Source organism: Neisseria sp. P0016.S008 (assembly GCF_051957775.1).
Classification (GTDB): Bacteria; Pseudomonadota; Gammaproteobacteria; order Burkholderiales; family Neisseriaceae; genus Neisseria; species Neisseria flavescens_B.
The window spans coordinates 1-232 of record NZ_JBQCWB010000056.1 but is presented as its reverse complement, the minus strand read 5'-3'; the positions used below and the strand labels follow the sequence as shown (position 1 = coordinate 232).

General features: G+C 54.7%; 1 pseudogene. It reads right to left on the bottom strand.

Annotated features, from left to right (window positions below):
• Positions 1-232 (bottom strand): annotated as a pseudogene (locus ACTHS8_RS10960) (metallopeptidase TldD-related protein); the annotation flags it as partial.

Below are 232 nucleotides of genomic sequence, written 5' to 3'. Positions count from 1 at the left end.
CTATAACTGCTGAGGAAATAGCCCTCGACTATGCCGTCTTTCACCACAATACGCGGCTTCGTGGCCACGCCCTCGGCAGCGAATTAAGTGCTGCGGAACGAGCGCAGGATATGCGGTTCTTCACGAAGGATGAGAAACTCGGGAAGAACCTGTTTTCCGATGCTGACAATCAGGAAGCTGCTTTTACGGAAGAGCGAGCCGCCGCTGAGTCCGCCGATAAGGTGGCCGATAA